This is a genomic window from Telluria sp. ZB2R32, assembly GCF_059685715.1.
In genome coordinates this window covers 314,287-336,948 of record NZ_JCASIG010000003.1, presented here as the reverse complement: position 1 = coordinate 336,948, position 22,662 = coordinate 314,287, and the positions used below count along the sequence as shown (strand labels likewise).

The window sequence follows — 22,662 nt, the reverse complement described above, 5'->3', positions numbered from 1 at the left end:
CACAAGACGGACCGGCTTAAGGCGCCTTTCCCTGCACCGACGCCAGGATCTCGCCCACTTGCGCCAGGTCGGCAGGCTTGACCAGGTGATGGTCGAAACCGGCTTCCTCGGCCTGGCGGCGATCGTCGTCCTGGCCGTAGCCGGTTAACGCGACCAGGGTGGCGCCCGCCAGTTCCGGCAACGCGCGCAGCTTGCGTGCCAGCGCGTAGCCATCGGTATCGGGCAGGCCGATGTCGAGCAGCATGACCTGCGGCCGCTCCAGGCGCGCACGCTGCAGGGCGCCGCGGCCGTCGTATTCCACCGACACGGCATGGCCCTGCACTTCCAGCAGCATGGCCAGCATCTGCGCCGCATCCTGGTTGTCGTCGACCACCATCACGCGCAGCGGTTCCGCCTGCGCCGCGCTATCCGCACCAATCGCCGCACCCGGCGCCGCCGTGCCCGCATGCAGGCGCGGAAGGCGGATCTCGAACTGGCTGCCCTGCCCCGGCCCCTTGCTGCGCGCCTCGACGCTGCCGCCATGCAGCGTGGCCAGGCTTTTCACCAGCGCCAGGCCGATCCCCAGGCCTCCTTGCGAACGGTCCGGCGTGCGTTCGGCCTGGGTAAACAGCTCGAAGATATACGGCAACACCTCGGGCTCGATGCCGATGCCGTTGTCGGTCACGCAGACTACGACCTGGTCGCCCGGCGCGCTGACCTGCATGACGATCTCGCCGCCGGACGGCGTGTACTTGGCGGCATTGTTGAGGATGTTGGACAGCACCTGCACCAGGCGCGTGCGGTCGCCCATCACATGCACCGGTTCGCCCGACAGTTGCATCGTCAGCGAATGGCGCTTCGATTCGATCAGCGGGCGCACCTGCTCGAGCGCACCGGCTACCACCGCGTTGACGTCGAGCTCTTCCTTTTCGAGCGTGACCAGGCCGCGCGTGACGCGCGACACGTCCAGCAGGTCGTTGACGAGGTCGGTCATGTGCTCGGCCTGGCGCGCGATGATCTCGCTGGCGTTCCTCACACCCTTGGCGTCGAGCGTGCCGAGTTTGAGCAGTTGGGCCGCGGTCGTGATCGGCGCCAGCGGGTTGCGCAACTCGTGCGCCAGCATCGCCAGGAACTGGTCCTTCTGGCGGTTGGCGGCGCGCAAGTCGTCTTCGACCTGCTTGCGCACGGTCATGTCGCTGCCTTCGACGAAGATGCCGACCACGTTACCGACCGCGTCGCGGATCGGCTGGTAGATGAAGTCCAGGTAGCGGCGTTCGAGCGCCGCGCCGGGCTCGCGCGCCACGTCGAGCGGCACCGCGTGGCCAACGAAAGGCTCGCCACTGGTGTAGACCTGGTCGAGCAGCTCGAAGAATCCCTGCCCTTCCACTTCCGGCAAGGCTTCGCGCGCGGTCTTGCCAACCAGGTCGGAGCGGCCGATCAGGTCGTTATAACTTTTGTTTGTAATTTCAAACAAATGTTCGGGGCCGCGCAGTACAGCGATGATGCCGGGCGCCTGCTCGAACAGGGTCATAAGGCGCTTGTTCTCCTCGTCGCGGTAGCGCTCGGCCAGCACCTGTCCGGTCACCTCGACGCAGGCGCAATGCATGCCCGCCACTTCGCCATTGTCGTCGCGCGCCGGCGAGTACGAGAAGGTGAACCAGGTCTGCTCGTCGTAGCCGTGGCGGCGCATCACCAGCGGCAGCTTTTCCATGTAGGTCGCCTGGCCGGCGAGCGCGCGCTCGATCAGCGGATGAATGTCGTCCCAGATCTCGGACCAGATAGCGTGGAACGGCGCGCCGAGTGCGGCCGGGTGCTTGTCGCCCAGTACAGGAAGATAAGGATCGTTGTAGAGGAAGCCCAGGTCCTTCCCCCAGGCGCAGAACATGGGGAATCCCGAACCGAGCATCAGCGACACGATGCTGCGCAATGCCGGCGGCCAGGTCGAAGGCTCGCCCAGGGGCGAGCGCGACCAGTCCTGCGAGCGCATCAGCGCGCCCACCTCGCCGCCGCCGCTCAGGAAGCGTAGCGACGGCTCCCCCGCGCTATCGTGTGTACTTACTGCCGTGCCTGGATTAATCATATCAAAGCGTCTTCACAAATTCGCGGATACCGCCCAGCAGCATTTCGACCGACATTGCTGTCAGGATCAGGCCCATCAGGCGCTCGAACGCCGTCATCACCTGCGGCCCCAGCTTCTGCTGCAGGCGCTCGGCGCTGAGGAACACCGCCAGCCAGACCACGCCGACCGCCGCCAGCGCCGCCACGTGCACCATGGTCTCGGACAGCGAATTCGCGCTGAACAGCAGCACGGTGGCCAGCGCCGACGGCCCGGCCAGCGCCGGAATCGCCAGCGGCACGATGAACGGTTCGCCATGCTCGCTCTTGCCGAGCACGCCGTCGGGATGCGGGAAGATCATGCGGATCGCAATGATCAACAGGATCACGGCACCGCCGATGCGCAGCGCGATCGGGCTCAGGTGCAGCGCAGCGAGGAAGTGCTGGCCGAAGAACATGAAGACCAGCAGCAGTAAAAAGGCGATAGCGCATTCGCGCACCACCACGCGGCCGCGGCGGTGAACCGGTGTGTCCTTGAGGGCGGTGGCGAACAAAGGGACGTTGCCGAAGGGGTCAGTGACGAGGATGAGCAGGATGAAAGTTTGAAAAAAGCTTTGGGTCATGGTTGTTCTTGTTATGGAGTGTCTGGTGGAGCATTTTCGGCAATCTTAACCGATTCACATATTCGCAGTAGCACAATGGGCTATACAAGAAAAAAGGCCAGCGCACCGAAAGTGCACTGGCCTTTTCGCATTGTCGGGCGCCGGGCCGCGATTGCGATTACTTCTCGAACTTCTTCATCCACGCCGACAACTGATGCGGACGCAGGCCGTCGTAATCCTCGAACGGCTGGTGGATCCACGGGTTGTGCGGCAGGTCTTCCAGGTGGTAGTCCGGCTTGAAGGCCGAGGTGCCCTTGACCCAGATGACGGCCGAGCGCACTTCGGTGACGTCGGCGTAGTTGTCGGTCAGGTGCTGGCGCACCTTTTGCAGGGTGACGCCGGAATCGGCCAGGTCGTCGACCAGCAGGATGCGGCCGGCCAGCGGGCCCTTGGTCATCGTCATGTACTTGGCGATGTCCAGGTTGCCCTGCTTGGTGCCGGCTTCCTCGCGGTAGGAGCTGGTCGACAGGATCGCCAGCGGCACGTCGAAGATACGCGAGATCACGTCGCCGGGACGCACGCCGCCGCGCGCCAGGCACAGCACCATGTCGAACTTCCAGTTCGATTCATAGACTTGCAGCGCCAGGCGCTCGACCAGGCGATTGTATTGGTCCCACGAAACCCAGAGGTCCTTGTCGGTCGATGCAGGGGTGTTCATTTCAGTCATTCCTATTCTTATTTAAGCTGCAAACGGGTGGCGCAGGACGATGGTCTCTTCGCGGTCCGGACCGGTGGAGACCATGTCGACCGGAATACCGACCAGTTCTTCGATGCGCTTGATGTAGGCGCGCGCGTTGGCCGGCAGCTCTTCCATCGACTTGGCACCGACCGTGGTTTCGGTCCAGCCCGGCATTTCTTCGTAGACCGGCTCGCACAGGGCGGCTTCTTCGGCGCCGACCGGGAAGATGTCGGCATCGACGCCGTTGATCTTGTAGCCGGTGCACAGCTTCAGGGTCTCGATGCCGTCCAGCACGTCGAGCTTGGTCAGGCACATGCCCGACACGCCGTTGATCTGGACCGAGCGGCGCAGCAGCGCGGCGTCGAACCAGCCGCAGCGGCGGGCGCGGCCGGTGACGGTGCCGAACTCGTGGCCCACGCGCGACAGGTGCTCGCCGACACCTGCATCGGTCGGCAGTTCGGCCGGGAACGGACCCGAACCGACGCGCGTCGTGTAGGCCTTGGTGATGCCCATGATGTAGTGCAGCATGCCAGGACCGACGCCGGCGCCGGCGGCGGCGTTGCCGGCCACGCAGTTCGACGAGGTGACGAACGGATACGTACCGTGGTCGACGTCGAGCAGCGAACCTTGCGCGCCTTCGAACAGCAGGCTGCCGCCGGCCTTGTGCGCGGCGTACAGTGCCGAGGAGACGTCGCCGACCATCGGACGCAGGCGCGGCACCAGGGCCATCGCGTCGTCGAAGGTCTTCTGGAAGTCGATCGCTTCGCCGCCCAGGTAGTTCACCAGCACGAAGTTGTGGTACTCGAGGTTTTCCTTGAGCTTTTCGGCGAAGCGCTCTTCGTTGAGCAGGTCGGCGATGCGGATCGCGCGGCGCGCGACCTTGTCTTCGTAGGCCGGGCCGATGCCCTTGCCGGTGGTGCCGATCTTGTTGACGCCGCGCTTGGCTTCACGGGCCTGGTCGATGGCGACGTGGTACGGCAGGATGATCGGGCACGCCTCGGAAATCTTCAGGCGCGAGACGACTTCGACGCCGGCGGCGGCCAGCTTGTCGATTTCGCGCATCACGTCCGGTACCGAGACGACGACGCCGTTGCCGATGTAGCAGGCCACGCCTTCGCGCATGATGCCCGAAGGGATCAGCTGGAGTGCCGTTTTCTGGCCCTTGATGACCAGCGTATGGCCGGCGTTATGGCCGCCCTGGAAACGGACGACGCCCGCTGCGTGATCGGTCAGCCAGTCGACGATCTTACCCTTGCCTTCATCGCCCCACTGGGTGCCGATGACAACGACGTTCTTTGCCACGTTTGTATTTGACATCACTTAACCTAAGTTTTTGAGAATCCAATTTCCATCTTCGAGGACGAGCACGCGGTCGCACTCGAACTCGTCCTGAACATTATCGTGACCCGGCATGGACTGGATCACGACTTCGCCTGCCTTGCGCAGGTCAGCGATTTTTTCGCGCAGCTCGGGCGCGTTACCCCACGGGGCGCGAATCGAATGCTTGCGCTCGGCCGTCGGCAGCAGGCGCGCCAGCTCGCGCAGGTCGAGCGAGAAGCCGGTGGCCGGACGCGCGCGGCCGAATGCTTCGCCCACGTGGTCGTAACGGCCGCCACGCGCCACCGCATTCGGCAGGCCCGGCACATACAGCGCGAACATGGCGCCGCTTTCGTACTGGTAGCCGCGCAGGTCGGCCAGGTCGATCGCCACTTGTGCCCTGCCGATGGCGCCAGCGGCGAGCGCGGCCAGTTCGGCCAGGGCGCGCGTAATGCCCGGCAGCGCCGGCAGCACCTCTTTGGCGCGCGCCAGCACTTCGACGTCGCCATACAGGCTCGGCAGCGCCATCAGCGCGGCGCGGGTGGCCGGTGCGTAGGCGCGCGTGATCTCGTCCAGGCCGGGCACGTCTTTCGCGCGCAGCAGTGCGGTGATTTGGGCTTCATCCTTTTTGGCGACAGCGTCTTCGCCCAGCAACGCGCGCAGCACGCCGACGTGGGCCATGTCGAGGCGCACTTCGCTGAAGCCGGCCAGGGCGACCGATGCCAGCGCCAGCTCCTGGATCTCGGCGTCGGCTTCCAGGCCGGCGTGGCCGTAGATCTCGGCGCCGATCTGGATCGGCTCGCGGGTGGCGTGCAGGCCCGACGGACGGGTATGCAGCACGCTGCCGGCGTAGCAAAGGCGGGTGATCGAATCCCGATTCAACAGGTGCGCATCGATGCGTGCGACCTGCGTGGTCATGTCGGCGCGCAGGCCGAGCAGGCGTCCGGACAGCTGGTCGACCAGCTTGAAGGTACGCAGGTCGGTATCCTGGCCGGCGCCGGCCAGCAGCGACTCGACGTATTCGAGCAACGGCGGCATGACCAGCTCGTAGCCATAGAGGCGGAAGGTGTCGAGCATCTGGCGCCGCAGATCTTCGATCTTGCGTGCTTCCGACGGCAATACGTCGGCGATATTCTCAGGCAAAAGCCAGTTCGGCATGGGCAACAGCTGTGGGAATTGTTAGAAATGAGGCAACGTGACGCGCTCGTGCAGGACGGAGGCGGCGCCGAATCGGCAATTTTACCCGAAAATGAAGCAAGACAGGGAGCGGATGGCAATACGGGGCTTACGACTGGGGCAACGTGCGCTGCGATTCGGACGTTGCGCCGCGTGGAGTCAGGACTCCACCCTACGATTATCACGATACGTAGGGTGGAGTCCCGACTCCACGTGTACGGCGTCCAATCAGTCGGAACGCAAAAAAACGCCGCGGTGTACGCGGCGTTTTTGGATTGCTTACTTGCTTACTTGCTCACTTGCTCCCGGGAGCCCTGAAATACTTGAAGAACTCCGAATTCGAATCGATCACCATCACATCCCCATGCGCCTTGAAGCTGGCGCGGTAGGCCTCCAGCGAGCGATAGAACTTGTAGAACTCGGGGCTCTTGCCGAACGACTCGGAATAGATCGCGGACGCCTTGGCATCGCCCTCGCCCTTGATCTTCTCGGCTTCGCGGAAGGCTTCGGCCAGGATCACGGTGCGCTGGCGGTCGGCGTCGGCGCGGATCTTTTCGCTTTCGGCGGAACCGGTCGAACGCAGTTCGTTGGCGACGCGGACGCGCTCGGCGCGCATGCGGTCGTAGACCGAGGCGTTGATCTGCTCGATGTAGTCGACGCGTTTCAGACGCACGTCGACGATGCCGACGCCGATCTGCTTCGCTTCGGCGATGACCTTGTTCTGCACCGCCTGCATCACGGCGCCGCGCTCGCCGGAAATCACCTGGCGCACGGTGCGCTTGGTGATTTCGTCGTTCAGGGCCGCCTTGATGATCTGCGACATGCGGTTGGCCGCGGCGCGCTCGTCGCCGCTGAAGCTGACGTAGTACAGGCGTGGTTCGACGATGCGCCATTTGACGAAAGCGTCGACCAGGATGTTCTTCTTCTCGGCCGTGATGAAGCGGTCGGCGTCGGGCGTGTCCAGGGTCAGGACGCGCTTGTCGAGATAGATCACGTTCTGGAACGGCGGCGGCAGCTTGAAGTGCAGGCCCGGTTCGGCGATGACTTCGCGCACTTCACCGAGTGCAAAGACGATGGCAAAGCGGCGCTGGTCGACGACGAAGACGGTCGAGGACAGCAGCATCAGGGCGATGAAGCCCGCCACGAAAATGGTTACGAGGCGGTTCATTAACGGCTCTCCCTGTCGCGTGAGGAATCGCGCGCGCGGCTGTCGCGCTGACGCACCTGTTCAATCGTCTGCATCACTTCCTGGCTCGGCGATGCGGCCTGCTCCTGCGGCGCCTGCACCGGGCCGGAACGGGCGCTGCCCGTGGCGGCGTCGTTGGCGGCAACCTGCGCGATCAGCTTGTCGAGCGGCAGGTACAGCAGGTTGGAACCCGACTTGGCGTCGACCATCACCTTGCTGGTGCTGCTGAAGATCTGCTGCATCGTATCGATGTACATGCGATCACGTGTGACGCCCGGGGCTTTCGCATATTCGGTCACCACCTGGTTGAAGCGCGAGGCGTTACCGGTGGCGTTTTCGACGACCATCGAGCGGTAGGCTTCGGCATCCTGCAGCAGGCGGAAGGCGGCGCCACGGGCACGCGGGATCACGTCGTTGGCATACGCCTCACCCTCGTTGCGGGCACGGGCGCGGTCCTGGCCGGCTTTCACGGCGTCGTCGAATGCGCTCTGCACCTGCTCCGGCGGCTGCACGTTCTGCATGGTCACGTTGGTGATCAGGGCGCCGAGTTTGTAGCGGTCGATGATCTGCTGGATCATGTTGTGCACGTCGAGCGCGACCTTTTCCCGGCCCTCGTACAGCACGAAGTCCATTTTGCTCTTACCGACCACTTCGCGAATGGCCGTCTCGGCCACCTGGTGCACGGTCGTATCCTGGTCGCGGTTGTTGAAGACCCAGGCGACCGGGTCCTTCAGCGTGTACTGCACGGCGAACTGGATGTCGATGATGTTTTCGTCGTCGGTCAGCATCAGCGATTCGGCGCCCTGCTTGTTGCGCACGTTGTCGCGGTAACCGACTTCGGCGGTACGCACTTGCGAAACGTTGACCGTTTCGTGGGCCTGGATCGGGGCCGGCCAGCGCCAGTTGAAACCGGCGCCGGTGGTGTGCGAGAGGCGGCCGAAGGTGGTGACCACGCCGACCTGCCCTTCCTGCACGATGAAGGCGCCGGATGCCAGCCAGATCAGCAGGACAATGAAACCGATCACGGAAGCGGTAATGCCGGCGCCGCGGCCTTCGCCGCGGTACGGACCGCCGGCGTCGCCGCCGCCGTTATTGCCGCGGTTGCCGAACAGGCGGTTCAGGCGCGCATTGAAGTCGCGCCACATCTGGTCGAGGTCGGGAGGACCTTCGCCGGGGCGGCGGCCTTCCTGGGCTTTATGGTCGCCTTCGGGATTTTTGCCCCAGCGTGGATCGTTCAGCGACAATTTGACGCCGAATCTTTTTAATAAGGAAACAAGCATAGGCTTCAGTGCGGCCCTACATGGGTGGAGGTTGGATTACTTTCGCCGTCATCTCCAGGGAAAATGTCCGGCGCTGCATCGTCCTGCTCTTCGTTCCTGGGGCTCGAGCCCGGGATCGGACGGGCTGCCGATGCGGCTGCCTCGACGATGGCGTCGCGCAGCAGATCGAGGCCGGCGCCGCTCCTGGCGCTGATAAAAACGCGGCTGATTTTATCATGTTCATCACGCTCGACCCCAGGCTGGAGGTCGGCTGCATCAATCTTGTTCCACACAAGGATCTGCGGAATGTGGTCGGCACCGATTTCGCGCAAGACTTCGTTGACTTGCTCGATCTGTTCCATGCGCGTCGGCGAGGAACCGTCGACCACGTGCAACAGCACGTCTGCATGAATCGTTTCTTCCAGCGTGGCGCGGAAGGCGGCGACCAGTTGGTGCGGCAACTCGCGCACGAACCCGACCGTGTCGGAAATGACGACGCTGCCGGTTTCGTCGCCCAGGTACAGGCGGCGGCTAGTGGTGTCGAGCGTTGCGAACAGCTGGTTGGCCACATACACGCCGGCTTTGGTCAGCGTGTTGAACAGGGTCGACTTGCCGGCGTTGGTATAGCCGACCAGCGACACCGAGAAGGTATTGTTGCGTCCACGGGCGCGGCGCTGGGTCTCGTGCTGCTTGCGCAGTTTGGTGAGGCGCGTGCGCAGCGCCTTGACGCGCTCGCCGATCAGGCGGCGGTCGGTCTCGAGCTGGGTTTCGCCGGGACCGCGCAGGCCGATACCGCCCTTTTGCCGTTCCAGGTGGGTCCAGCCGCGGATCAGGCGCGTGGCCAGGTGCTGCAGCTGCGCCAGTTCGACCTGCAGCTTGCCCTCGTGGCTCTGGGCGCGCTGGGCAAAGATGTCGAGGATCAGACTGGTGCGGTCGATGATGCGCAGCTCGAGACGGCGCTCGAGGTTACGCTGCTGCGCCGGCGAGAGTGCGTGGTTGAAGATGACGAGTTCGGCGCCGAGCGCCTTGGCGGCGACGCCGATTTCGTCGGCCTTGCCGCTGCCGACGAAGTAAGCGGGATCGGGAGCATTGCGCTTGGCCGTGATCGTGTCGATCGGCTCGGCGCCGGCAGAGCTGGCCAGCAAGGCCAGCTCTTCGAGGCTGGCCGTGAAATCGACCGCGCCGAAATCGACGCCGACCAGGACGGCGCGCGTGTCGTTGGTACCGGGGGCGTCAGCCATCGGCCTTACTCAGCTTCGGATTCGAGGTTGAGATTGACGGCGCGGGCCGGGACGACGGTGGAAATGGCATGCTTGTATACCATTTGGGTCACGGTGTTGCGAAGCAGGACGACGTACTGGTCGAACGACTCGATGTGGCCTTGCAGCTTGATCCCGTTGACCAGGTAGATCGAGACCGGGACGTGCTCTTTGCGCAAGGCATTGAGGAATGGGTCTTGTAACAGTTGCCCTTTGTTGCTCATAACAGCTCCGTAATGTTGTTGTAGTTTACTAAATGGAGGCAGACGCCTCCTTTTCAAGTGGACGGGGCAAGATTCAGCTTTGCGAACGATGGCCTGGGGTTACTGTAACCTGTTTTACGCGTCCTTGTCGTACTGCTACGCTTAAGAAACAATTAAACCGGCTCGGTTCGTAGGGTGGGCTCTCGAGCCCACGCGGTGATACGCACGGGCTCCGATGTCTTGCCGGATGATCTTGCCGCCGCGTATCACCGCGTGGGCACAAGTGCCCACCCTACTCTTTGGCGAACGGGTTTTTCCCGCTGCGCAGTTCAATCCGCAGCGGCGTGCCGACCAGGTTGAACGTTTCGCGGAAATGCTTTTCCAGGTAACGTTTATAGGGCTCGGTAACGCCATCGAGCGCATTGCCGTGGATGACGATGACCGGCGGGTTCTGGCCGCCCTGGTGGGCATAGCGCATCTTCGGACGGGTGCCGCCCTTGCGCTTCGGTTCCTGCTTCTCGATCGCTTCCTGCAGCGCACGCGTCAGGCGCGGCGTCGACAGGTTGGCGGTCGCGGCGGCGTAGGCCGTGTCGACCGAGGCCATCAGCTGCTTGATGCCGGTGCCCTTCAGCGCCGAAATGAAACGCGTCTCCGCAAAGCCGAGGAAGTCGAGCTTGCGGTCCATGGTGTTCTTGACCTCGTCGCGCTGGTCGCTGGTCAAGCCATCCCACTTGTTGACGGCGACAACCAGGGCGCGCCCCGATTCGAGGATGAAGCCGGCGATGTGGGCGTCCTGCTCGGAGATGTCCTGCTGGGCGTCGAGCATCAGCACGACCACGTTCGCTTCCGACACCGACTGCAGCGTTTTCACGACGGAGAATTTCTCGATCGCTTCGAACACCTTGCCGCGGCGGCGGATACCGGCCGTGTCGATCAGCGTGTACTGCTTGCCGTCGCGCTCGAACGGCACTTCGATCGAGTCGCGCGTGGTGCCCGGCATGTCGAAGGCAATCACGCGCTGTTCGCCGACCAGGGTATTGATCAGGGTCGACTTGCCGACGTTGGGACGGCCGACCAGGGCGATCTTGACGCCGTGGTCCTGGTTTTCCAGCTCTTCTTCCTCGTGCGGACGCGAGGCAAACGCCTGGTCGAGCGCTTCGACCACGAGGTCGGTCACGCCGTCGCCGTGGGCGGCGGAAATCACGTACGGATCGCCCATGCCCAGTTCATAGAACTCGGCGGTGACGGAGGTGTATTTCATGCCTTCCGACTTGTTCACCACAAGCATGACCTGGCGCCCCGACTTGCGCAGGAAGTCGGTGATGGTCTTGTCGTGCGGCGTCAGGCCCTGGCGGCCGTCGACGATGAAGATCACGACGTCGGCTTCCGCCACCGCCTGCTTCGTCTGCAGCGCCATCTCGTGCATGATGCCTTCCTTGGCGACCGGCTCGAAACCGCCGGTGTCGATCACCAGGAACGGCCGCTCGCCGATGCGCCCTTCGCCGTAGTGGCGGTCGCGCGTCAGGCCAGGGAGGTCGGCCACCAACGCGTCGCGCGAACGGGTCAGGCGGTTGAATAGGGTCGACTTCCCGACGTTCGGGCGACCAACGAGTGCAATTACCGGCTTCATGTAGTTATTCTATTCGACCGCGATGGCGGTCACAGTTCCATTTTGTGTTTGAAAAATCAGGTTCGATCCGGCAACCAGAGGCGTGCCGCTGATGGCGCTGCCATCGGTCGCGGCGCGCGCGAGGAAGCTGCCGTCCTCGCGCGAGAGGAAGTGGACATAACCCTGGTAGTCGCCAACGGCAACGGCGCGCCCGTACGAGACCGGCGTCGACAGGCCACGGAAGGCGAGCTTGTCGTTGGTCCAGGCGCTGGCGCCGCCATCGCGGTTGAAGGCATTTAAAGCGCCCTTGTCGTCGGCGGCGAAGACGAAGCGCTGGTCGACCGCCACGCCGACCGTCGAGGACAGGTCGCGCGTCCAGCGCGGCGAGCCGCTGGCCACGTCGTAGCAGGCGACGCGGCCCTGGTAGGCCACGGCGCAGACGTCGGATTCGAAAATCGTCGGCATGCCGCCGAGGTCGGTCACGCGCTCGAGTTCGGTGGCGCCGCGTGCGGTGCCGACTTCGACTTCCCAGCGCGGGGCGCCGGTGGCGATCAGGAAGGCGCCGAGCTTGCCGGCCGGCTGGGCGACGATGACGTCCTTGTCATAGACCGCCATGCCTGGCGCCGTGCGCAGGGTGAGTGCCGGCGCAGTGCGCTGCACGGTCCATTTCTTCTGGCCGGTAGTGGCGTCGATGCCGACGATGCGGTTGTCGATCGAGCGCGCCACGACGATGCCCTGCCCCACGGCCGGTGCGGAGAGGATTTCGCTCGACAGCTGGGTCGTCCACAGCGCCTTGCCATTCATGTCGAAGGCCATCAGCACGCCATCGGTGGCGCCGACGACGATCACGTTGCCGTCGGTACCGACGCCGGCGGTCAGGTCGGCGCCGGCCTTGATGCGCCACAGCTGGCGGCCGTCGGCGGCCTCGACGCGCGCGATGCTGCCGTCGGCGCCGGCGACGACCACCGTGTTGCCGGCCAGCGCAGGCGAGAACTGGTAGCCGCGCGCCTTGCCGAGGTCAAGTTTCCAGGCGGTGCGTACCGCCATCGTGCCCTTCAGTTCGACGAGCTTGGCCGGCTCGGCGCTTTTGTTTTTCGATGCAAACGGATTGAGCGAGCTCAAGGTCGAGCAGCCCGTCATCAGGGCCAGGACACCGACACCTACCAGCTTACGGGTAATACGCATTTTTCTTTTACCTTGTTCCAAAGTCTAGAGGAGGCAAAGCCCACGTCCACCTTGCAGCGGACGTGGGCTGGCGCTAATCGAAGGAGTTAAGCCGCAGCTTTCGGCTCGGCCGGGGCGGTGCCGCCGATGGCTTCGAGCTTGATGCGCACCAGCTGGCTGCCCGGATGCTTCGGACCCATGGCGGCCAGCGCGGCGACGTAGGCGGCGCGGGCGTCGGCGATCTTGTTCTGCGCGACCAGCACGTCGCCCTTGCGGTCCGATACTTCGGCGCTGAACTGCGGAAGGAATTTCTCATTCAGCAGCTTCATCGCGCCATCGAAATTCTTCTCGTCGAGCAGCACGCCGGCCAGGCGCAGGCGCGCCACCGACTGGTACGCGTCGTCCTTGCCGTTGTCGAGCACCCATTGCAGCTGGGCTTTCGTGGTTTTCAGGTCGTTGGTCTCGAACGCGGTCTTGGCGGCGGCCAGCGCGCTCATCTGCGCATAGGCGGTGCGCTTGTACTTCGACTGGATATCGGAGGCAATGCGCTGGCTCTTGGCATTGTCCTTGGCGGTGACGGCATCGGTGAGTTCGTCGTACAGCGCCGACGCTTCGACCGACTGCTTGCGGGTATGCGAATTCCAGAAGTTGTAGGCAGCAAAGGAGCCGAGGGCGAGGATCAGCACCCAGGTGATCAGGTTGCCGTATTTGGACCAGAAAGCCTTGAAACTCGCAATCTGTTCTTGTTCTTCGAGGTCGTATGCCATGTCGTTCGTCTATGTAGTGATATGTGAATCGGTCGGTCTTCTCTGCGCCTGCTTACGGATGGTAATGCACGTGCTCGTGGTCGTGGTCATGGTCATGGTCGCCGACGATGGCGTCGACGATGTGGTCGACGACGGCGTCAAACGCGACACTGGCCTGCTGCTGTTCGCCGGCTTCCCCGCGCAACGATTTCACCTGCGCCACATTGTTCGCCACTTCGTCCTCGCCCACGATCACGGCGAACGATGCGCCGCTGCCGTCGGCCTTTTTCATCTGGCTCTTGAAGCTGCCGGCGCCAGTTGGCGTAGCGCAATGTAACACAACGTCCAGGCCGGCATCACGCAGGCGCTCGGCCAGGATGAAGGCTTGCACCTGCGCTTCTTCGCCCTGGTGCACCATGTAGACGTCGCACTGGCTCGGTTGTGCCGGCTCACCCAGGCCCTTCATCAGCTCGATGATGCGCTCGATACCCATCGCGAAACCGACGCCTGGCGTGGCCTTGCCGCCGAAGGTTTCGATCAGCGGATCGTAACGGCCGCCGGCGCAGATGGTGCCTTGCGAACCGAGTTCTTCAGTGACCCATTCGAACACGGTGCGGTTGTAGTAATCGAGGCCACGCACCAGGCGCGGGTTCACCGTGTACTGCACGTTGTTGCGGTCGAGCAGTTTTTTCACACCTTCGAAGTGCGCCAGCGATTCTTCGCCCAGGTAAGACAGCAGTTGCGGCGCGCCGTTCACCATCTCCTGCATGGTCGGGTTCTTGGTGTCGAGGATGCGCAGCGGATTGCTGTGCAGGCGGCGCTGGGCTTCGGCGTCGAGGATCTCCGCATGCGATTCGAAATAGGCGATCAGGTCGGCGCGGTGGCGCAGGCGCTCTTCGGCATTGCCGATCGAGTTCAGCTCCAGGCGCACGTTCTGCAGGCCGAGGTCGTCCCACAGCCGGCGGCACAGCATGATCAGCTCGGCGTCGATGTCCGGGCCGGCAAAACCCACCGCTTCCGCCCCGAACTGGAAGAACTGGCGATAGCGGCCACGCTGCGGACGCTCGTGGCGGAACATCGGGCCCTTGTACCAGAGGCGCTTCGGACCGTCGTACACCATGTTGTGCTCGAGCACCGCACGCACGACGCCGGCCGTGCCTTCAGGGCGCAGGGTCAGTTCGTCGCCGTTCATCGAATCGGTGAAGGAATACATTTCCTTCTCGACGATGTCGGTCACGGCGCCAATCGCCCGCTTGAACAGGCCGGTTTCTTCGACGATGGGCGTGACGATCTTCTGGTAGCCGTAGCTTTTCAGGATCGTTTCGGCGGTGTTTTCGAACAGCTCCCACATTGGTGCGTCGGCGGGAAGGATGTCGTTCATGCCTTTGATGGCGACGATTTTTTCTGGTTTGGACATGTTTTCTGCTTTGCTTTTGTAGGGTGGGCACTTGTGCCCACGCGGTACGGTATTCGATTGATGGTGCAGTGTGCATAAGCACGAAACGCGTGGGCTCAAGAGCCCGGTGAATCCGTCATTGAAGCCATTGGCTTCAATGACCCCATACGTTAAACGATGATCTCGCCCTGGTGGCCGTAGTTTTTCTTCACGTATTCCAAAACGATGTTCTGGAACTCATCCACGATCCGCTCGCCGCGCAGCGTGGCCACTTTCTGGCCATCGACGAACACCGGCGCCGCCGGCGATTCGCCGGTACCCGGCAGGCTGATGCCGATGTTGGCGTGCTTCGATTCGCCCGGACCATTGACGATACAGCCCATCACGGCCACGTTCATCGCTTCCACGCCCGGATACGACTTCTTCCATTCCGGCATCGAATCGCGCAGGAAGGTCTGGATGTTGTCGGCCAGTTCCTGGAACACGGTCGAGGTGGTGCGGCCGCAACCCGGGCAGGCGATCACCATCGGCGTGAACTTGCGCAGGCCCATGGTCTGCAGGATTTCCTGGGAAACCACGACCTCTTTCGTGCGGTCGCCGCCCGGCTCCGGCGTGAGCGACACGCGGATGGTGTCGCCGATGCCTTCCTGCAGCAGCACCGACAAGGCCGCGGTCGAGGCGACGATGCCCTTGCTGCCCATGCCGGCTTCGGTGAGGCCGAGGTGCAGCGGGTAGTCGCAGCGGCGTGCCAGCTCGCGGTAGACCGCGATCAGGTCCTGCACCGCCGACACCTTGCACGACAGGATGATCTTGTCGCGTGCCAGGCCGACTTCTTCGGCGCGCACGGCGTTCTCGATGGCCGAGGTGATCAGCGCCTCGTACATCACGGCTTGCGCGCTGAACGGATTGGCGCGCGCGGCATTCTCGTCCATGATGCGCGCCAGCAGCGATTGATCCAGGCTGCCCCAGTTGACGCCGATGCGCACCGGCTTGTCGTGCTTGATCGCCACTTCGATCATCTGGGCGAACTGGGTGTCGCGCTTGGCGCCCTGCCCGACGTTGCCGGGATTGATGCGGTATTTCGACAGCGCCGCGGCGCACTCGGGAAAGTCGCGCAGCAGGATGTGGCCGTTGTAGTGGAAGTCGCCGACCAGCGGCACGTCCACTTCCATGCGGTCGAGCTGTTCGCGGATCGCCGGCACGGCGGCGGCGGCTTCCGGCTTGTCGACGGTGAGGCGCACCATCTCGGAACCGGCGCGCGCCAGCTCCTTGATCTGGATGGCGGTGCCGATCACGTCGGCGGTGTCGGTGTTGGTCATCGATTGCACCACCACCGGGGCATCGCCGCCGATCCAGACCTTGCGTTCGCCATGCTGGACCAGCACGCGGCGGCTTGCGCGGCGCGCCATCGGGCCCGAAGGAATTGGCAGGTTCGTAGAAGTCATTCGTTGTTCGTCCATCGTTCGCCCCGGACGCTGCCGGGGCTGGTCGTTATTTGATCGTGACTCGGGAAATCGTCTTGCCCGGCACCGGCGGCAACGCCACGGCGGCGCCGCGCAGCGTGGCCGAGACGCCGGTCGGATTGCCGACCACCAGGGTCGCCGTGCCCGGCACTTCGATCGTCTCGGTGCTGCCCGCGCGCACCAGGCGCGAGATCAGGGCCTTGCCGCCTTGTGGGCGCACTTCGATCCAGGAATCCTCGCGCACGTTCAGCACCAGGGTGTTGGCGCCGGCCGCCGCGGGAGCAGCTGCAGCCGGCGCGACGGGCGTGGCGGCGGCCGGCGCGACCGTGGTCGCGGTCACGGTGGCTTGCGTGGCGGTGTTTGCGGGCGCCGGCGGCACCTGGGTGGCCGGAGCCGGTGTCGCTGCGCCCGTGGCCGGCGCGGCGGCGCCATCGGTCGGGGCCGGCACCGAGATCAGCGGCACGCTCGGGTTGTGCGTGGTATCGGTCGCCGGGATGCTGTTGGTGGTGGTCTCGAACGGCGCGTTCAGCGTGGCGTCGCCACCGGCGGGCGCCGTCGTGCTGCCGGGCAGCGCGACCAGGCCGAAATGCCAGGCCGCGAAGCCGGCCGCGGCCACCACCACGACGCCGGCGATCCAGGCTAGCGGCGCGCCGGAGCGCTTGCCGTGGGTCGGATAGCGCGAGTGCGAAAACAGGGCCCCGCGCGAGCTCGGCAGGTCGCGCCGCACCGCGCCGGTCGACTCGACCGGGGCCGGCGTATCCATCGGCACCAGGGTCACCAGCGGCGCCGGGTCGAGGCGCAGGATCTTGGCGTAAGCGCGGACAAAACCGCGCGTCACGGCGGGACTCGGCAGGGCCGCATAGTCGCCCGCTTCGATCGCCACCACCTGGCGCACGGCCAGCTTGAGCTGCTCGGCCACCTGCTCGACGGTCCAGCCCATCGCTTCGCGCTGGGCTGCCAGGGTCGCGCCCGGGTGGCTGTGGTGTTGGTTCGAAGTGGCGCTTTGTTCCGTGCGCTCTGAAGTCATTGTCGTCTCACTCATCGAAAGCCCCGCGCTCGTACGCCAGGTATTCGGGCGAACCCGGGAAGCGCCGCCGCAACTGCGCTACCAGGCTGGCCTCCATCGAGCGGTCGCCCAGTTTGCGCTGCACCCGCAGGGCGAGCCACAGCGCATCGGCGGACAGGTTGTCGAGCTTCGACACCTCTGTCAGGCGGTTAATGAAAAAACCGGCGCGGTTGAAATCGCGCCGCTCGAAATAGACCCGCGCCAGGCCGTTGGACACGGCCGGCAGATCGGGGTTGTAGCGCAGTGCGTCGAGCAGGTAGCGCTCGGCCGCATCGATATGTTTGGTCTTCAAGCTACAGACGCCCGCATTCACGAGCGCGCTCACCGGCGTCTGGTAGGACGGGTTCTTCAGCGCCGCATCGAACTGGCGGATCGCCTCGCCCGGGCGGTTGGCGGTCTGGCACAGGAAGGCGCCGTAATTGTTCGCCAGTTCCGGGTTGCGCGGCGCCAGGCGCAGCGCATGCTGGTAATTGTCGTCGGCCAGCGGCACCTGCCCCATCGCCGTGTAGATCAGCGCGCGCATCCCGTAGGCGTCGGCGTAGTTCGGGTCGGCGGCGATCGCCTGCTTGATTTCGTCGAGCGCGATGTCGTACTTGCCCTGCTGGTAGTAACCGACCGCCAGCTGCAGGCGGATGTTGGCGCGCTTCTCGGCCGCGGTCTGGTCGGACGCGGTCTTCAGTTCGCCGCCACCACTGCCACCGTTGCCCGTGGCACAGGCCGTCAGCAAGCCCAGCGCGCATGCAGCCGCGCAGGTGTTTGCAACGATCCTGCCTGCCACGGCCCGCTTCAAGAAGGAATCTCCACGATGCGCCCGAAATCGGCGCCGAACTTCTTCTGGTATTCGGCCATCTTTTCCATGCGCTGGGCCACTTTAGTCCGGTCCTGCACTTCGCCGGCCAGCTGGCCGCAGGCGGCGTCGATGTCGTCGCCGCGCGTCTTGCGCACGGTGGTGACAATGCCGGCATCCATCAGGATCTGGGCGAAAGCCTTGATGCGCGGATTCTTCGAACGCTTCAGGCCCGATTCCGGGAACGGATTGAACGGAATCAGGTTGAACTTGCAGTTCACGCCGACGACCGGGTCGTTGACGAGGGCGATCAGTTCGCGCGCATGCTCGTCGGAATCGTTGAACTCGTCGAGCATGCAGTACTCGAAGGTGATGAAGTCGCGCGGCGCGAATTCCAGATAGCGCTTGCAGGCGGCCATCAGTTCGCGCAGCGGGTATTTCTTGTTCAGCGGCACCAGGATGTCGCGCAGGGCGTCGTTCGACGCGTGCAGCGACACGGCCAGCGCCACCGGCACGTCCTGCGACAGCTTGTCGATGTTCGGCACCACGCCCGAGGTCGACAGGGTCACGCGGCGGCGCGACAGGCCGTAGGCGTTATCGTCGAGCATGAGTTTGAGCGCGGTAGCGGTCGGCTCGTAGTTCAGCAGCGGCTCGCCCATGCCCATCATCACGACGTTGGTGATCTGGCGCTCGCCCTTCGGGCCCGGCTCGATGCCCTTGGTGCGGCGCAGCTCGAACTCGGCCATCCACAGCTGGCCGATGATCTCGGCGACCGTCAGGTTGCGGTTGAAGCCCTGCTTGCCGGTCGAGCAGAAGCGGCAGTTCACGGCGCAGCCGGCTTGCGTGGAAATGCACAGCGTGCCGCGGTTTTCTTCCGGGATGAACACGGTTTCGACCGCATTGCCGTTGCCGACGTCGACCAGCCACTTGCGGGTGCCGTCGGTGGAGGTGTGGTCGCTGATGATGCCGGGCGCGCGGACTTCGGCGCGGGTTTTCAGTTTTTCGCGCAGCGACTTGGCCAGATCGGTCATCTCGTCGAAGCTGGCGGCGCCGAACTGATGGATCCAGCGCTGCAGTTGCTTGGCGCGGAACGGCTTCTCACCCAATTCGGCGCAGTAAGCGACGAGTTGCGCGGGATCGAAGTCCAGCAGATTGGTGAGCGTCGTCATGATTGTCCTGTGTACTAAAGATAATGCGAACCCGCTCGCCGGGCCCGAGGCAGCAGGCGAGCGGTTGAAACGTGAAGCGATTACTTCAGTTCTGGGAAGAAGTAAGCGATTTCAACTTGTGCGGCTTCGACGGCGTCCGAACCGTGGACGGCGTTGGCATCGATCGAATCGGCGAAGTCGGCGCGGATGGTGCCCTTCTCGGCCTTCTTCGGATCGGTCGCGCCCATCAGGTCGCGGTGCGCCAGGACGGCGTTTTCGCCTTCCAGGGCCTGGATCATGACTGGACCGGAGACCATGAAGTTGACCAGGTCGTTGAAGAAGCCGCGCTCTTTGTGAGCGGCGTAGAAGCCTTCGGCCTGCTCGCGGGTCAGCTGGGTCATGCGGGCTGCAACGATCTTCAGGCCAGCCTGTTCGAAGCGGGTGTAGATTTGGCCGATGACGTTTTTTGCGACTGCGTCTGGTTTGATGATCGACAGGGTGCGTTCGATTGCCATGTAAAAACTCCAATAAAAAGAAAGGTTTGGATCGAGAAGAAGTCGAGAAGAAGAGAACTCAATCAACCTTTGATTTTACCATACCTCGCCCCATATCGAGGATATTGCGGCGGCGACGGCCAAGGTGGTAGAGTGGCGGCGAAAAACGGCCTTGTCAATGCGGCGCTACCGGCGCTACCTTAGGCGGGCTCCCTTATGAATAGCTTAAGGCCAGTCATCCCGCAGCGGCGCCATGCTATTCTTGAGTGGAATATATTTACCAACCCGGAGGCAACATGAATCCCATCCTGCAAAAGCAACCCGCTTACGACGTGGCCGTAGGCCAGGTCACGCGCAACAAAGTCCTGCGCAACACCTTCTGGCTGCTCGCGCTGTCGATGATCCCGACCGTGCTCGGCGCCTACATCGGCGTGTCGATGCAACTGCCGATGCTTAGCGGCGGCATGGGCTTCGTCATCTTCCTGGCGGTCGCCTTCGGCTTCATGTTCGCGATCCAGAAGACCAAGGATTCCGCGGTCGGCGTCTTCGTGCTGCTGGGCTTCACCTTCTTCATGGGCCTGATGCTCACGCCGCTGCTGCGCCATACGCTCGGCTACAGTAACGGCGGCCAGCTGATCATGACCGCCTTCGGCGGCACCGCGGTCGTGTTCGCCGTGATGGCCAGCATCGCCACCACCACCAAGCGCGACTTCTCGGGCATGGGCAGCTGGCTGTTCGCCGGCGTGATCGTGCTGCTGCTGGCGGGCGTCGCCAACATCTTCCTGCAGATGTCGGCGCTGTCGATCGTGTTCTCGGTGCTGGCCATCGGTATCTTCTCGGCCTTCATCCTGTACGACGTGCAGCGCATCGTCAACGGCGGCGAAACCAACTACATCACCGCGACGCTGGCGATCTACCTGGACGTGTACAACATCTTCAGCAACCTGCTGGCCCTGCTGGGCCTGGGCGGCGACCGCGACTGAGCGGCGCGGCTGGAACGACGAAGCCGACCTGCGGGTCGGCTTTTTTGCGTCTTTTTATCGAGAACGATGCGCGGACCTGTAAGGTGGGCGGCTAAACCGCTCCCGTTCGCGGACCAGAAGCCTTTGCGCCACCACGCGTTCGACCGGTCGGCGATTCGTCGCGATGTTTCGGAGGGCGGTTGAACGCGTGGGCGGCATCACGGCAGCGGACTGGCACGTACCCAAGGTAGAGCCGCCCACCTTACCGGTCCGAGCATTCTTTTCAAGGCTGCGGCGACCTGGCGGCCAGCACCTCTGCCAGCGATGCCAGGCTGATCGGCTTGACGACGTGCAGGTCGAATCCGGCCTCGAGTGCGGCGCGCCCTACTTCCGCCGAACTGTAGCCAGTGAGTGCGACCAGCCGCGGCGCGGCGCGCCCCAGGGCCTGGCGTGCGCCGCGTGCGACTTCGAAGCCATCCAGGCCCGGCAAACCGATATCGACGATGGCCACGTCCGGCCGGTTGCGGACGATCTGCGCCAGCCCATCGTGGCCGTCGGCGGCGGCTGTCACGGCGTAGCCGGAGGCGGCGAGCAAGGCGCACAGCGTGTCGCGGGCGTCGGCATTGTCTTCGATGACCAGCACCTCGCGCACGGCCGCGCCGGCCGGCGGCAACGCGGATGCGGAGGAAGGCGCAATGGGCGGGTCGGCCTCGAACACGGGCGCCAGCGGCAACTCGACGATGAAGCGGCTGCCGCATCCGATGCCGGCACTCTCGGCCCAGGCGCGGCCGCCGTGCAGCTCGACCAGGGCGCGCACCAGGCTCAGGCCGATGCCGAGGCCGCCGCGGGCGCGGTCGATCCGGGTGTCGACCTGCACGAACATGCCGAAGATCGCTTCCAGCTTATCTGGCGGGATTCCCCTGCCCGCATCGGCCACCTCGATGCGCGCCCAGCCGCGGCCATCGCGTTCGGTCGCATCGAGCCGCACCTCGACCGCGGCGCCGCGCGGACTGTACTTCGCGGCATTGCCGAGCAGGTTGACCAGCACCTGCTCGAGCCGGGTGGCGTCGCCGATCATCCGCAGCGCAGCCGGCGCGGCTGGGACGATGCGCGTCGCCAGGGTCACGCTGTGACGGTCGAACAGTGCGCGGGTGGCGTGCAGCGCGCTGTCCAGCACGTCGCGCAGGTCGAGCGGCGCGCGTTGCAGCTCGACTTCGCCGCGGTCCATGCGCGACATCTCGAGCAGGTCGTCCACCAGGCGCGTCAGGTTGCCCATCTGGCGCCGGCAAACGGCCTGCAATTCCTGCTGGCGGCGCGCGTCGGCGCCCGTCACTTCCCAGACCTGCAAGGCCGACGACAGCGCCGCCAGCGGATTGCGCAGTTCGTGCGCCAGCATGGCGAGGAACTCGTTCTTGCGCTCGGCTTCCTCGCGCGCGCCGCGCGCATACTCGGAGAGCGCGGCATTCGCTTCGTGCAGGCTGGAGTTGAGCGTATCGAGTTCGCGGCTGCGCTGGACGATTTCCGCTTCCATGCGCAGCTTCTCGGCCGACAGTTGCTCGCTCACGCTGCGCTGGCGCAGGTTTTCTTCGCCCTGCTGCACGTACTCGGTGACGTTGTCGACCCGGTGCACGATGTACAGCAGGCTGCCGTCGTCGGCCAGTACCGGCGCGTTGACCGGACTCCAGTAGCGCAGCTCGAAACCCTCGCCATCGGCGCGCGGCACGTCGTAGCGCTGGATCGGCATCACGTCGGGCGCGCGCGTGGCCAGCACGCGCGCGAGCGAACGGCCCAGGTTGCGGGTGGAATTGGCTTCCGGCGTCAGCGGGTTATCGGGAAACACCTCGAATACGGGGCGGCCCACGATCTCGTCGCGCCGGCGCAGCGTACCGCGCAGGTAATCGTCGCTGACGCCGGCGATGGTGTAGCCGGCATCGGGCAGGAGCAGCAGGAAGGCGCCGGGAGCGGACTCGAAAATCCGGCGGTACTGCTCCGGGGGTATTGAAATAGTCATGTTGCATTCTTGTGCGGCCAGGGGCGGCCCAGTCATCAAGA

At 64.5% G+C, this 22,662-nt stretch carries 20 protein-coding genes; 1 reads left to right on the top strand and 19 read right to left on the bottom strand.

Features of this window, described 5'->3' with window-relative positions; translation table 11 throughout:
* Positions 1–16 precede the first annotated feature (16 nt).
* From AC56LG_RS10880 to ndk, 18 genes are all read right to left on the bottom strand, one after another.
* A complete protein-coding gene (locus AC56LG_RS10880; protein ID WP_497166125.1) occupies positions 17–2,059 on the bottom strand; it encodes a hybrid sensor histidine kinase/response regulator in 2,043 nt (680 codons plus the stop codon).
* Between the two features lies 1 nt (position 2,060).
* Complete coding sequence (locus tag AC56LG_RS10875; RefSeq protein ID WP_497166124.1) at positions 2,061–2,657, bottom strand: MarC family protein; 597 nt, start codon at positions 2,655–2,657, stop codon at positions 2,061–2,063.
* A gap of 157 nt (positions 2,658–2,814) precedes the next feature.
* The gene (locus AC56LG_RS10870; RefSeq protein ID WP_192050664.1) at positions 2,815–3,354 is read right to left on the bottom strand and encodes a phosphoribosyltransferase; all 540 of its coding nucleotides are present in this window, start codon (positions 3,352–3,354) and stop codon (positions 2,815–2,817) included.
* A 21-nt stretch (positions 3,355–3,375) separates the two neighbouring features.
* Positions 3,376–4,692: an adenylosuccinate synthase gene (locus AC56LG_RS10865; RefSeq protein ID WP_497166123.1), complete on the bottom strand. Its 1,317-nt coding sequence runs from the start codon at positions 4,690–4,692 to the stop codon at positions 3,376–3,378.
* Positions 4,693–4,695: 3 nt separating this feature from the next.
* Positions 4,696–5,850, bottom strand: a complete 1,155-nt coding sequence (locus AC56LG_RS10860) for an ATP phosphoribosyltransferase regulatory subunit (protein ID WP_497166122.1) — start codon at positions 5,848–5,850, stop codon at positions 4,696–4,698.
* A 313-nt stretch (positions 5,851–6,163) separates the two neighbouring features.
* Complete coding sequence (hflC, locus tag AC56LG_RS10855; protein ID WP_497166121.1) at positions 6,164–7,036, bottom strand: protease modulator HflC; 873 nt, start codon at positions 7,034–7,036, stop codon at positions 6,164–6,166.
* Positions 7,036–8,334 (bottom strand): FtsH protease activity modulator HflK, encoded by a 1,299-nt coding sequence (hflK, locus tag AC56LG_RS10850; protein ID WP_497166120.1) that lies wholly within the window; start codon positions 8,332–8,334, stop codon positions 7,036–7,038. Before hflK ends, hflC begins: the two co-directional genes overlap by 1 nt.
* A gap of 5 nt (positions 8,335–8,339) precedes the next feature.
* The gene (hflX, locus tag AC56LG_RS10845) at positions 8,340–9,554 is read right to left on the bottom strand and encodes a GTPase HflX (RefSeq protein WP_497166119.1); all 1,215 of its coding nucleotides are present in this window, start codon (positions 9,552–9,554) and stop codon (positions 8,340–8,342) included.
* Between the two features lie 5 nt (positions 9,555–9,559).
* A complete protein-coding gene (hfq, locus tag AC56LG_RS10840; RefSeq protein WP_019141241.1) occupies positions 9,560–9,796 on the bottom strand; it encodes an RNA chaperone Hfq in 237 nt (78 codons plus the stop codon).
* A gap of 271 nt (positions 9,797–10,067) precedes the next feature.
* Entirely contained in the window at positions 10,068–11,405 is a 1,338-nt protein-coding gene (gene der / locus AC56LG_RS10835; RefSeq protein ID WP_497166118.1) for a ribosome biogenesis GTPase Der, read from the bottom strand.
* A gap of 9 nt (positions 11,406–11,414) precedes the next feature.
* On the bottom strand, positions 11,415–12,569 hold the full coding sequence (gene bamB, locus AC56LG_RS10830) for an outer membrane protein assembly factor BamB (RefSeq protein ID WP_497166117.1): 1,155 nt from the start codon (positions 12,567–12,569) through the stop codon (positions 11,415–11,417).
* Positions 12,570–12,655: 86 nt separating this feature from the next.
* Positions 12,656–13,315 carry a YfgM family protein gene (locus AC56LG_RS10825; protein ID WP_497166116.1) on the bottom strand — a complete coding sequence of 220 codons (660 nt, stop codon included), beginning with the start codon at positions 13,313–13,315 and terminating at the stop codon, positions 12,656–12,658.
* A gap of 52 nt (positions 13,316–13,367) precedes the next feature.
* Positions 13,368–14,711 carry a histidine--tRNA ligase gene (gene hisS / locus AC56LG_RS10820; protein ID WP_497166115.1) on the bottom strand — a complete coding sequence of 448 codons (1,344 nt, stop codon included), beginning with the start codon at positions 14,709–14,711 and terminating at the stop codon, positions 13,368–13,370.
* 149 nt (positions 14,712–14,860) lie between these two features.
* Entirely contained in the window at positions 14,861–16,135 is a 1,275-nt protein-coding gene (ispG, locus tag AC56LG_RS10815; RefSeq protein ID WP_497166114.1) for a flavodoxin-dependent (E)-4-hydroxy-3-methylbut-2-enyl-diphosphate synthase, read from the bottom strand.
* Positions 16,136–16,181: 46 nt separating this feature from the next.
* Positions 16,182–17,180, bottom strand: a complete 999-nt coding sequence (locus AC56LG_RS10810; protein ID WP_497166113.1) for a RodZ domain-containing protein — start codon at positions 17,178–17,180, stop codon at positions 16,182–16,184.
* A 7-nt stretch (positions 17,181–17,187) separates the two neighbouring features.
* Positions 17,188–17,997, bottom strand: a complete 810-nt coding sequence (pilW, locus tag AC56LG_RS10805) for a type IV pilus biogenesis/stability protein PilW (RefSeq protein ID WP_497166112.1) — start codon at positions 17,995–17,997, stop codon at positions 17,188–17,190.
* Positions 17,998–18,005: 8 nt separating this feature from the next.
* Positions 18,006–19,178, bottom strand: a complete 1,173-nt coding sequence (gene rlmN / locus AC56LG_RS10800; protein WP_497166417.1) for a dual-specificity RNA methyltransferase RlmN — start codon at positions 19,176–19,178, stop codon at positions 18,006–18,008.
* A 77-nt stretch (positions 19,179–19,255) separates the two neighbouring features.
* A complete protein-coding gene (ndk, locus tag AC56LG_RS10795; RefSeq protein WP_497166111.1) occupies positions 19,256–19,669 on the bottom strand; it encodes a nucleoside-diphosphate kinase in 414 nt (137 codons plus the stop codon).
* A 275-nt stretch (positions 19,670–19,944) separates the two neighbouring features.
* Here ndk and AC56LG_RS10790 point away from each other — a divergent pair, with 275 nt between their 5' ends.
* A complete protein-coding gene (locus tag AC56LG_RS10790; protein ID WP_192050697.1) occupies positions 19,945–20,631 on the top strand; it encodes a Bax inhibitor-1/YccA family protein in 687 nt (228 codons plus the stop codon).
* Between the two features lie 262 nt (positions 20,632–20,893).
* On the opposite strand, the gene AC56LG_RS10785 is transcribed toward AC56LG_RS10790, so the two are convergent.
* The gene (locus AC56LG_RS10785) at positions 20,894–22,621 is read right to left on the bottom strand and encodes a hybrid sensor histidine kinase/response regulator (RefSeq protein ID WP_497166110.1); all 1,728 of its coding nucleotides are present in this window, start codon (positions 22,619–22,621) and stop codon (positions 20,894–20,896) included.
* Between the last annotated feature and the right edge of the window lie 41 nt (positions 22,622–22,662).

Excerpts from the sequence above, each read along its gene's own strand:
- AC56LG_RS10880 (WP_497166125.1), bottom strand. The coding sequence starts at position 2,059 with ATGATTAATCCAGGCACGGCAGTAAGTACACACGATAGCGCGGGGGAG.
- AC56LG_RS10875 (WP_497166124.1), bottom strand. The coding sequence starts at position 2,657 with ATGACCCAAAGCTTTTTTCAAACTTTCATCCTGCTCATCCTCGTCACT.
- AC56LG_RS10870 (WP_192050664.1), bottom strand. The coding sequence starts at position 3,354 with ATGAACACCCCTGCATCGACCGACAAGGACCTCTGGGTTTCGTGGGAC.
- AC56LG_RS10865 (WP_497166123.1), bottom strand. The coding sequence starts at position 4,692 with ATGTCAAATACAAACGTGGCAAAGAACGTCGTTGTCATCGGCACCCAG.
- AC56LG_RS10860 (WP_497166122.1), bottom strand. The coding sequence starts at position 5,850 with ATGCCGAACTGGCTTTTGCCTGAGAATATCGCCGACGTATTGCCGTCG.
- hflC (WP_497166121.1), bottom strand. The coding sequence starts at position 7,036 with ATGAACCGCCTCGTAACCATTTTCGTGGCGGGCTTCATCGCCCTGATG.
- hflK (WP_497166120.1), bottom strand. The coding sequence starts at position 8,334 with ATGCTTGTTTCCTTATTAAAAAGATTCGGCGTCAAATTGTCGCTGAAC.
- hflX (WP_497166119.1), bottom strand. The coding sequence starts at position 9,554 with ATGGCTGACGCCCCCGGTACCAACGACACGCGCGCCGTCCTGGTCGGC.
- hfq (WP_019141241.1), bottom strand. The coding sequence starts at position 9,796 with ATGAGCAACAAAGGGCAACTGTTACAAGACCCATTCCTCAATGCCTTG.
- der (WP_497166118.1), bottom strand. The coding sequence starts at position 11,405 with ATGAAGCCGGTAATTGCACTCGTTGGTCGCCCGAACGTCGGGAAGTCG.
- bamB (WP_497166117.1), bottom strand. The coding sequence starts at position 12,569 with ATGCGTATTACCCGTAAGCTGGTAGGTGTCGGTGTCCTGGCCCTGATG.
- AC56LG_RS10825 (WP_497166116.1), bottom strand. The coding sequence starts at position 13,315 with ATGGCATACGACCTCGAAGAACAAGAACAGATTGCGAGTTTCAAGGCT.
- hisS (WP_497166115.1), bottom strand. The coding sequence starts at position 14,711 with ATGTCCAAACCAGAAAAAATCGTCGCCATCAAAGGCATGAACGACATC.
- ispG (WP_497166114.1), bottom strand. The coding sequence starts at position 16,135 with ATGACTTCTACGAACCTGCCAATTCCTTCGGGCCCGATGGCGCGCCGC.
- AC56LG_RS10810 (WP_497166113.1), bottom strand. The coding sequence starts at position 17,180 with ATGACTTCAGAGCGCACGGAACAAAGCGCCACTTCGAACCAACACCAC.
- ndk (WP_497166111.1), bottom strand. The coding sequence starts at position 19,669 with ATGGCAATCGAACGCACCCTGTCGATCATCAAACCAGACGCAGTCGCA.
- AC56LG_RS10790 (WP_192050697.1), top strand. The coding sequence starts at position 19,945 with ATGAATCCCATCCTGCAAAAGCAACCCGCTTACGACGTGGCCGTAGGC.
- AC56LG_RS10785 (WP_497166110.1), bottom strand. The coding sequence starts at position 22,621 with ATGACTATTTCAATACCCCCGGAGCAGTACCGCCGGATTTTCGAGTCC.